The organism is Streptococcus catagoni (genome assembly GCF_011421425.1).
Lineage (GTDB): Bacteria > Bacillota > Bacilli > Lactobacillales > Streptococcaceae > Streptococcus > Streptococcus catagoni.
Genome location: NZ_WPCW01000002.1, coordinates 287,271 through 297,553, shown reverse-complemented (window position 1 = coordinate 297,553; position 10,283 = coordinate 287,271). Strand labels below are relative to the sequence as shown.

Genomic DNA, 10,283 nt, shown 5'->3' with positions numbered 1-10,283 from the left:
AATAATTCCATTGATGCGCCGCCACCGCGTCACAAATACTTCCATTACAAAAAAGGTCACAAAAGTAACCTTTTTCTAACATTCCACTTCTAACATTCCAGTTTTGTTCCTTTTTCTACAAAATCAGGATTTTGCAGAGACTTTCAACAGGTGGAATCTTATTTTTCTGTTAAGGCAGCTAAGCCTGGTAATTCTTTACCTTCCAATAATTCCATTGATGCGCCGCCACCGCGTCACAAATACTTCCATTACAAAAAAGGTCACAAAAGTAACCTTTTTCTAACATTCCACTTCTAACATTCCAGTTTTGTTCCTTTTTCTACAAAATCAGGATTTTGCAGAGACTTTCAACAGGTGGAATCTTATTTTTCTGTTAAGGCAGCTAAGCCTGGTAATTCTTTACCTTCCAATAATTCCATTGATGCGCCGCCACCTGTTGAGATCCATGAGAATTTGTCTGCACGGCCTAGGTTGATGGCTGCAGCGGCTGAATCACCACCACCGATGATTGATTTAACGCCTGGTTGTTTAACGATTGAGTCCATAACACCAATTGTTCCAGCTTGGAAATCAGGGTTTTCAAAGACTCCCATTGGGCCATTCCAAACAACTGTTTTTGCACCTTCAAGTGCTTTGTCAAATTCAGCAATTGATTTAGGTCCGATATCAAGTCCTAAGAAGCCTTCTGATACTGCTTCTCCTTCTGTATCACGGACTTCAGTATAGTCTGCAAAGGCATTAGCTTCTTTAGAATCCACTGGTAAGATTAATTTACCATTTGATTTTTCAAGAAGTTCTTTTGCAATATCAAGTTTGTCTTCTTCAACAAGGGAGTTTCCGATTTCGATACCTTGAGCTTTGTAGAATGTGTAAGTCATTCCACCACCGATAAGAACTTTATCAGCTTTTTCAAGAAGGTTTTCGATAACTCCAATTTTGTCAGAAACTTTTGAGCCACCCAAGATCGCTACAAATGGACGTTCTGGACTTTCAACGGCTTCTTTAATGTAGGCAATTTCGTTTTCAAGAAGGAATCCAGCTACTGCTTTATCAACATTAGCAGAGATACCAACGTTTGATGCGTGTGCACGGTGAGCTGTTCCAAAGGCATCATTTACAAAGATACCATCTCCAAGTGAAGCCCAGTATTTACCAAGTTCAGGATCATTTTTAGATTCTTTTTTGCCATCTACGTCTTCAAAACGAGTGTTTTCAACAAGAAGAACTTGTCCATCTTCAAGGGCATTGATAGCTGCTTCCAATTCTGAACCACGAGTAGCTCCTGGGAAAAGAACTTCTTGACCAAGTTTTTCTGAAAGATTTTGTGCAACTGGTTTTAGGGATTTGCCTTCTTTATCAGCTTCTTCTTTAACACGTCCAAGGTGTGAGAATAAAATAGCACGGCCACCGTTTTCAATGATATATTTAATGGTTGGAAGTGCTGCAGAAATACGGTTATCATTTGTGATAACTCCATTTTTTAAAGGTACATTAAAGTCAACACGTACCAAAACTTTTTTGCCTTTTAAGTCGATGTCTTTAACTGTCATTTTAGCCATTTGAATAGACTCCTTAATATATTTTATAGACTATATTATACCATATTTTCCGGGAATATTTAAAAATATGAAAGGATTAAATTATTTATTTCACAAATTGCAGAGAAAAGGGGGCTTTTCGTTGAAAATTTTTTGAAAGTTTCAATCGTCGTCCCTTTTGTCTTATTTAATGCCTCTTAGAGCCTTGTGGCGTTCTTGACTTTGATGTTTAGCATCTAAATGTTTGCCCTTATAGATAGCGCTTTCCCAAGATCCGTACATAGGATTTGGGAAGATAATAAACTTGTTCCCAAATTCTTTTTTAACCTTTTCTAGCATTGCTGTTCGATCGTCTTGAGAAGTCTTTGAGAAGTCAGCAAAGTCAAGCAGATTATCACCAAAAAGGAGAACAAGATTTGATTTTTCTTGGACTTTTTGGCGGCGACCTTCTTTTGAGGACATGTTCTTCTCTAAAAAGAGGAAGCGATCATCAGCTTGAACTGGAAGACCTTCAGCCTTTAAGTTTTCTTTTGTGGCATCAACTTGCTTAGTACTTCGGTCAGATACATAATAGATTTCCACCTTATTGCGATCAGCAAACTGTAAAAATTCTTTAGCCCCTGGTACTGCCTTAGCTGCTTTCATTTGCACCCAGTTATCCCAACTTTCTGGGGTAAAACCTGTTCCATCTTTAACACATTGGGCCTGGTAAGGGCTATTATCTAAAACTGTTTCATCAATATCTAATACGATAGCGTATGGCTTTTCACTAGGCGTTTTCAAAATATTTTCTAAACGTTCAGTGGCCAATTGATAGCCTTGCAAATACAGTGCTTTTGCTTCATCAGCCTGTTGATACCATAAAACAGACATGGTATTTTCATTAGACCTAGCTTGTTCACTAGTGTAAGTCACTTGAGCAGTTTTAGGATCCTTATTTTGTCCTTTTCCTTCCTTTGGTACCGCAGGTTGACATGCCGTCAGTATCAATAAGGAAAGTAGGAGTGAAATAAGGTTCAGTGATTTGTGTCTTCGCATAATAATGACCTCCGTTTTATTTTTCAACCATATTTTAATGAAATTAGCTTTAGAAGTCAATATATTTTAATAAAATAGTCATTTTTAATTTTTATCTTTTTTTAGTTAGAGTTTGAAACAAGAAAAAAGCCTAGATAAACTAGACTTTCTATTTATTATTTAGCAATTTTTGCAAAGTACTCAAGTGTACGAACAAGTTGTGCAGTGTAAGACATTTCGTTGTCATACCATGAAACAACTTTAACTAATTGTGATCCGTCAACTTCCATAACTTTTGTTTGAGTTGCATCAAACAATGAACCGTATGAAATACCAACGATATCTGAAGAAACGATTGGATCTTCAGTGTATCCGTAGCTTTCGTTTGCAGCAGCTTTCATAGCAGCGTTAACTTCGTCTACAGAAACGTTTTTATCAAGTGTAACTACCAATTCAGTTACTGATCCAGTTGGAACAGGAACACGTTGTGCAGCACCGTCAAGTTTACCGTTAAGTTCTGGGATAACAAGTCCGATAGCTTTAGCAGCACCAGTTGAGTTTGGTACAATGTTTGCTGCAGCAGCACGAGCACGACGAAGGTCACCACCACGGTGTGGTCCGTCAAGAACCATTTGGTCACCAGTGTAAGCATGGATTGTAGTCATCAAACCTTTTTGGATACCGAATGAATCATGAAGAGCTTTAGCCATAGGAGCTAAACAGTTTGTAGTACATGAAGCACCTGAGATAACTGTTTCAGATCCATCAAGGATGTCATGGTTTGTGTTAAATACAACTGTTTTAACGTCATTTCCACCAGGAGCTGTGATAACAACTTTTTTAGCACCGTTAGCATGTAGGTGTTTTTCAGCTGCTTCTTTTTTAGCAAAGAAACCAGTTGCTTCAAGAACGATTTCAACGCCATCAGTTGCCCAGTCAATGTTTTCTGGATCACGTTCAGCAGAAACTTTGATGAAGTTTCCGTTAACTTCAAATCCACCATCTTTAACTTCTACAGTACCGTCGAAACGACCTTGTGTAGTATCATATTTCAATAAATGTGCAAGCATGTTAGGGTCTGTAAGGTCATTGATACGAGTTACTTCAACACCTTCAACGTTTTGAATACGACGAAATGCAAGACGACCGATACGACCGAAACCGTTAATACCAACTTTAACTACCATTAGTGATTTCCTCCTTATGAAAATCAAAAGAATTATTATTAAAGGGATTTCTCCCTAGCTATTGTGAAAAGATTAACTTACAGACAGCTGTAAGAACCCCTCAACAGAACTATTATATAACGATTCTCTAAAAATTGCAAACAATATCAGCCTTTTCAAGCTTCCAAGAAGGTGTCTATAACAGGCTATACAGTTTTTTTGGAAGCATTTACACTGTTATATATCATGCATTTTCACAAGTTTTCCTAGCAAAAAGAGACTAGAAACAAATTTCTAATCTCTTTTTTCGGTTTTTATTCACCGTGATTTTTTTTGATGATTTCTTCTTGAACAGACTTAGGAACGTCTTCATAGTGGTCAAATACCATCATGAAAGTACCACGTCCTTGAGTTGCAGAACGAAGAATTGTTGCGTATCCAAACATTTCAGCAAGTGGTACATAGGCGCGAACGACTTGTACATTTCCACGTGCTTCCATACCATCAACACGTCCACGACGAGCTGTAACGTGTCCCATAACATCACCTAGGTTGTCTTCTGGTGCTGTAATAGTAACAAGCATCATTGGTTCAAGGATAGCAGGTTGTGCAGTTTTAGCTGCTTCTTTAAGGGCAAGTGATGCAGCGATCTTAAAGGCTGTTTCTGATGAATCGACATCGTGGTATGATCCATCGTAAAGTTTAGCTTTCACATCAACAATTGGGTAGCCTGCAAGCACACCGTTTGACATTGACTCAATAAGTCCTTTTTCAACAGCTGGGATAAATTCACGAGGAACCACACCACCAACGATAGCGTTTTCGAATTCGAATCCTTTACCTTCTTCATTTGGTGTGAATTCAATCCAAACATCACCAAACTGACCCTTACCACCTGATTGGCGTTTGAAGAATCCACGTGCTTGTGTAGAAGCGCGGAATGTTTCACGGTAAGATACTTGAGGCGCACCAACGTTAGCTTCAACCTTGAATTCACGACGCATACGGTCTACAAGGACGTCTAAGTGAAGCTCACCCATACCAGCGATAACTGTTTCACCAGTTTCAACGTTAGTTTCAACGCGGAATGTTGGATCTTCTTCAGCAAGTTTTTGAAGAGCAATACCCATTTTATCCTGGTCAGCTTTTGATTTTGGTTCAACCATTAATTGGATAACTGGTTCTGGAACATCAATTGATTCAAGGATAACTTTTGCTTTTTCATCAGTTAGAGAGTCACCAGTTGTTGTATTTTTCAAACCAACAGCGGCAGCAATATCACCAGCGTAAACTGTTTCAATTTCTTTACGAGTGTTGGCGTGCATTTGAAGAATACGTCCGATACGTTCGCGTTTGTCTTTTGAGGTGTTGACAACGTATGAACCACTTTGAAGAACACCTGAGTAAACACGGAAGAATGTTAAACGACCTACGAATGGGTCAGTCATGATCTTGAAGGCAAGAGCAGCAAATGGCTCTTCATCAGATGCAGGACGAGTTTCTTCTTCATCTGTGTCAGGGTTGATACCTTTGATTGCAGGGATATCAAGTGGGCTTGGCAAGTAGTCAATAACCGCATCAAGCATCATTTGTACACCCTTGTTTTTGAAGGCTGAACCACAAAGTACTGGGAAGAATTCAACGTTGATTGTTGCTTGACGGATAGCAGCAACTAATTCTTCATTTGTGATTTCTTCACCTTCTAGGTATTTCATCATCAATTCTTCATCAGTTTCAGCAACTGCTTCTACTAATTTTTCACGGTATTCTTGTGCTTGTTCTAAGTATTCTTCTGGAATATCTTCTTCAAGGATATCTGTACCAAGGTCGTTAGTATAGATTTCAGCTTTCATTTTGATCAAGTCAATAATTCCACGGAAGTCATCTTCTGAACCGATTGGTAATTGAATTGGGTGTGCATTTGCTTGAAGACGTTCGTGCAGTGTACTTACTGAGTAAAGGAAGTCTGCACCGATTTTATCCATTTTATTAGCAAAAACGATACGTGGCACTTTATATTCAGTTGCTTGACGCCAAACAGTTTCTGTTTGAGGTTCTACACCTGATTGGGCATCCAATACGGTAACCGCACCGTCAAGGACACGAAGTGAACGTTGTACTTCAATTGTGAAGTCTACGTGACCTGGTGTGTCGATGATGTTAACACGGTGACCATCCCATTGAGCTGTTGTTGCAGCTGATGTGATAGTGATACCACGTTCTTGTTCTTGTTCCATCCAGTCCATTTGAGAAGCACCTTCGTGTGTTTCGCCAATCTTATGGATTCTACCAGTATAGTAAAGGATACGCTCTGTTGTTGTTGTTTTACCGGCATCGACGTGAGCCATGATACCGATATTACGTGTTTTTGCTAGTGAAAATTCGCGTGCCATTAGGTTTTTTCTCCTATTTTTTATTTAATATGTTTATTATAGCACTATTTATAAAAAACGGATAGGCAGGACCTACCCGTTAATGCTATATCTATTTGTCGGTGATAATAATTATCTTTTGATTATTTAATAGTTAGATAGCTTCTTCAAAGACTATCTACTTGACCACAGGCTAAGGTTTCTATTGGCCTTTGTGTCTTAAATAATTGCCTTTGAGCCACTAGTTTTTGACAGAAAGATAAAATTTCCCAGAAGCCTGAGCTTCATTATCAATTTTCCTATTTTGTCTAGAACTTGTTTAGGGCTCTGACACCTTATCTTACCAACGGAAGTGTGCGAATGCACGGTTAGCTTCAGCCATTTTGTGAGTGTCTTCACGTTTTTTAACTGATGCACCTGTGTTGTTAGCAGCATCCATGATTTCTTTTGCAAGACGGTCTTTCATTGTGTGCTCACCACGTGAACGTGATGCATTGACCAACCAACGTAGACCTAAAGTTGTACGACGTTCTGGACGAACTTCAACTGGGACTTGATAGTTTGATCCACCAACACGACGTGCACGTACTTCAAGTACTGGCATGATGTTGTCCATTGCAGTTTCAAATACTTCTAAAGCATCATTTCCAGTTGCTTCTTTAATAGCTTCGAAAGCTCCATAGACAATAGTTGCAGCAGTTCCACGTTTACCATCAAGCATAACACGGTTGATAAGACGTGTTACGATTTTTGAGTTATATAATGGATCTGGTAATACTTCGCGCTTAGGCGCTTGATTTTTACGACTCATTTGTTCTTATCCCCCTTCTATTATCCTTTTGGACGTTTAGCACCGTATTTAGAACGGCCTTGTTTACGGTCAGCAACACCTGCAGTATCAAGTGCTCCACGAACGATATGGTAACGTACCCCTGGAAGGTCTTTTACACGTCCACCACGAATAAGAACAACACTGTGTTCTTGTAAGTTATGTCCGATACCTGGGATATAAGCAGTTACTTCAATAAGGTTGCTCAAACGTACACGAGCGAATTTACGAAGGGCTGAGTTAGGTTTTTTAGGTGTCATTGTTCCAACACGAGTTGCAACTCCACGTTTTTGTGGTGCAGACATTTTAGTGTGAACTTTTTTATGACTGTTGTAACCAATGTTCAATGCTGGTGAATCTGATTTTTCAATTTTAGATTTACGTGGTTTACGTACCAACTGGTTAATTGTAGGCATCTACATTCTCCTGTATTTTTTATTTTTGGTTGATATAGCACTTGGTGACAGCCTATATCCGGGTGTACTTTTTGCAACTATTGTCAGCACGTCTCTGTACACTTTTGAGAGACCAAAAGTAAAAAGTACCGTCTACTATAGTAACATAGACGGCACTTTATGTCAATCAATTTTTAGACCGATTATTAATTATTCGCTATCCTTTTTTAGCTTGTAGCCAGTCAAGCCAACCGCTGCTAGCATAACAACTCCTGCTCTGACAGCACGTTTTGTGCTTTCGTCATGGACAGTACTAATGTTACCAGCTGTAGTTGAGCCAGCACCATACTGAGTAGAGCCATTTGACTTGCTAACTTCGGAAACAACTTTAGAGAGAACTCCTTGGCCAGTCATAACTTGTGGAGCAACTGTTGCTAGTTGCTTAGCTAGGGCTGTTGAAGTGCCTGTAATCAGGTTAGCCGAGTTAAGGAGAACTTCATTTGTTTTTGCTTCCAGTTTACTGGCTAACTCCTTAGGAGCTTTAGCTGCCTTAAGACTTTTAGGTTCTATAGTTGTTAAAGCCATAGGATTTTTAACTTCAGATTTTACTGAAGTAGCAGGTGAAGCAAAATGTGTTGATTCTAAATTAGAATGATTTGCAGCTGGCGCAATTAGTCCAGCAGGCTCTCTATCTGAAACTCTAAGTGCTCTAGGCATTGGTTTTTCAGAAGGTGCTGATTTCTTGCTTGCGGCTGCAAAAGCTTTGACACTATTTTTAAGCAGAGTAATTTGTTGATTGGTTACTTTCATAGAAGCTACTAGGTCTGCTTTCTTATCCATCAACTTAATCAAAGTAGCTCTGTGTTCATTTAGTTTTGCATTAACAGTTGCTAAGTTGTGCTTAGTTGTTTTGAGCTTAGCCTCAGCCATTCGTTTACCATTTGGATCCAACTTGAGGTTGATAAGTTTTTCAAGTTCTTTCTTTTTGTTTACCAAGGTTGACACTTTTGAAGTGGATACTGTTAACTTCTTCTGTAAATTGCGCAATGTCACTTTTGAACTTGATAAGTGTGCCAAAGAGGCATCCAATTTAGCTTTGATCACATCAGCTTGTGCTTGTGCTTCTGATAATTCTTTTTGAAGTTTAGGTTTAGAAAGTGATAATTTCTTCAACTGTGCTTCATATTTTGCAGATTCATTCATAGCATGCTGAACTTGACCTTGCAAGCTCTTCACTTTATTTTGTGCAGAAACAACCCCAGATTCTGAAGATAAATGAGCAAGTCTAGTCTTCAAAGAGCTAATCTTAGTGTTGATTGTTGAAATGCTATTTTTAAGCGAATTGATTTGTGTACTATTATTAGCTGCACTTGTAGGAGCACTTACCAATTTCTTACTGAATCGGCTATGGTTAGCAATATTAGTTTCTGGGAAGAGTACAAAGTGAGTATTTAAGCCACCAACTGTACTTGTAGAAAAACCAAGATAGATAGATGCTTTAGGATTTCTTTTATCTGAACGCAAGAGGTTAACAGTGTGTCCAAGAATGTTCCCATCTTCATAATCAGTAAAGAACATGTAGCGTAAGCTATTGAAAATGCTACGTTTGATACCATTAACAGTGTGAACATCGTTGAAGAATCCAAGATCTTCATACATATTGTCATCATTAGGAATCAAACCAACTTTTTTAGCTGAGTTTTCTATAATTGTTTTGTCGTGTGGTCCAATGCCGTAATGTCCAGCAACCCCTGGTTGACCATAATTAAAGAAAGGACGGCTATTCCCGTGAGTTGATTTATAGGCAGTTGTTAAGATACGAGCAAATTCTTGAGAGCCTTCAGTGACAATTACTGATGATAAACCAAATTGACGGCGGACTGAATTAATCATTTCAGAAGCAAAAACAGCTAATTCATGCTGTACTTCTGGTGTTAATTTGTCAGGATTAACAAAGCGGTTTAAATCCTTGGCAATATCCACGTAACGGTTCATCATTGCGCCTTGTTGTGACTTTTGAATAATAACATTTCGCAATGAATTGAAAGTACTCATGTAAGTCGGGCTACCAATATAGCTACTTGAAATAAGTTTTTTAATTTCGTTTATTGGATAGCCAGCTGGAGCCTTCATCACATTTTGACCAACAACATTAACAGCTACCTTGCTTGATGATTGCAATTTAGCTAATTCGGCTTGCTTAGTCTTTAAAGCAGTCTGATGGCTTGTCAATTCTTTTGTTAATTGAACTTTGCTGTTTTCTCTTGCCTTAGCCAATTCTCCTTCTGCTTTCACTAAAGCAACTGAAGTTGTTTTAAGATTGTTTTTAGCCTCTTTAGCCTTTGAAGAAACAAGATCTGGTTGATTAATAACCGCTTTAACACCTGATAATTTTTTATCAGCAGCAAGTGCTTGTTCAGCTAATTTTTTGGCTTCATTATTAGCAGCTGTGACAATAGCTTCTTGATTTGCAAGGGCTTTTTGAGCTGCTGCTTGATCAGCTTGTGCCTGTACTAATTTAGCATTTGTACTTGCCAAATTTTCTTTGTTTTTAGCAACTGCATCTGTAAATTCTTTTTGTGAAACAGCTGAAACGTCTGCTAAAACTTTCTTAGCATTAGCAACTGCTGCCTCATCTTTTTCTGCTTGAGCTTCAGTTGCAGTAATAACTTCCTTGGTTTTATCAATATTACCAGTAACAGTTTGCAATTCTGCTTTTTGTGTTTCAAGTATGTGTTGACTTGCAGCTAGAGCGGCATTTGCTCCTTCAGCTGTTGAAGGCATTTTGACAGATTCATCACTTGTCACCTTAGCTCTGCTATCATTACTGGTTACTTCATCAGCCTTAACTTGCTGGCTGGTACCGACACCTGCTCCCAACAATGCCAATGTTGATGTCAAGGCAATCGTTGTTTTAACGTGGTTTGATTTATTGTTTTCTAATTCCATGACTCTCCCTTAATTTT

General features: G+C 38.6%; 7 protein-coding genes. All 7 read right to left on the bottom strand.

What is annotated here, in order from left to right; all coding sequences use genetic code 11:
• Positions 1–362 precede the first annotated feature (362 nt).
• The 7 genes from HBN42_RS05345 to HBN42_RS05315 all read right to left on the bottom strand — a co-directional run bounded on the left by HBN42_RS05345 (position 363) and on the right by HBN42_RS05315 (position 10,266).
• Positions 363–1,559, bottom strand: a complete 1,197-nt coding sequence (locus tag HBN42_RS05345; RefSeq protein WP_165994032.1) for a phosphoglycerate kinase — start codon at positions 1,557–1,559, stop codon at positions 363–365.
• 162 nt (positions 1,560–1,721) lie between these two features.
• Positions 1,722–2,576, bottom strand: coding sequence for a 5'-nucleotidase, lipoprotein e(P4) family (locus HBN42_RS05340; RefSeq protein ID WP_165994031.1), 855 nt, complete (start codon positions 2,574–2,576; stop codon positions 1,722–1,724).
• 155 nt (positions 2,577–2,731) lie between these two features.
• Positions 2,732–3,742 (bottom strand): type I glyceraldehyde-3-phosphate dehydrogenase, encoded by a 1,011-nt coding sequence (gene gap / locus HBN42_RS05335; protein WP_165994030.1) that lies wholly within the window; start codon positions 3,740–3,742, stop codon positions 2,732–2,734.
• Between the two features lie 293 nt (positions 3,743–4,035).
• Positions 4,036–6,114 (bottom strand): elongation factor G, encoded by a 2,079-nt coding sequence (gene fusA / locus HBN42_RS05330; protein ID WP_165994029.1) that lies wholly within the window; start codon positions 6,112–6,114, stop codon positions 4,036–4,038.
• A gap of 319 nt (positions 6,115–6,433) precedes the next feature.
• The gene (rpsG, locus tag HBN42_RS05325) at positions 6,434–6,904 is read right to left on the bottom strand and encodes a 30S ribosomal protein S7 (protein ID WP_165994028.1); all 471 of its coding nucleotides are present in this window, start codon (positions 6,902–6,904) and stop codon (positions 6,434–6,436) included.
• A 20-nt stretch (positions 6,905–6,924) separates the two neighbouring features.
• On the bottom strand, positions 6,925–7,338 hold the full coding sequence (gene rpsL / locus HBN42_RS05320; RefSeq protein WP_003085715.1) for a 30S ribosomal protein S12: 414 nt from the start codon (positions 7,336–7,338) through the stop codon (positions 6,925–6,927).
• A gap of 189 nt (positions 7,339–7,527) precedes the next feature.
• Complete coding sequence (locus HBN42_RS05315; RefSeq protein ID WP_165994027.1) at positions 7,528–10,266, bottom strand: SEC10/PgrA surface exclusion domain-containing protein; 2,739 nt, start codon at positions 10,264–10,266, stop codon at positions 7,528–7,530.
• Between the last annotated feature and the right edge of the window lie 17 nt (positions 10,267–10,283).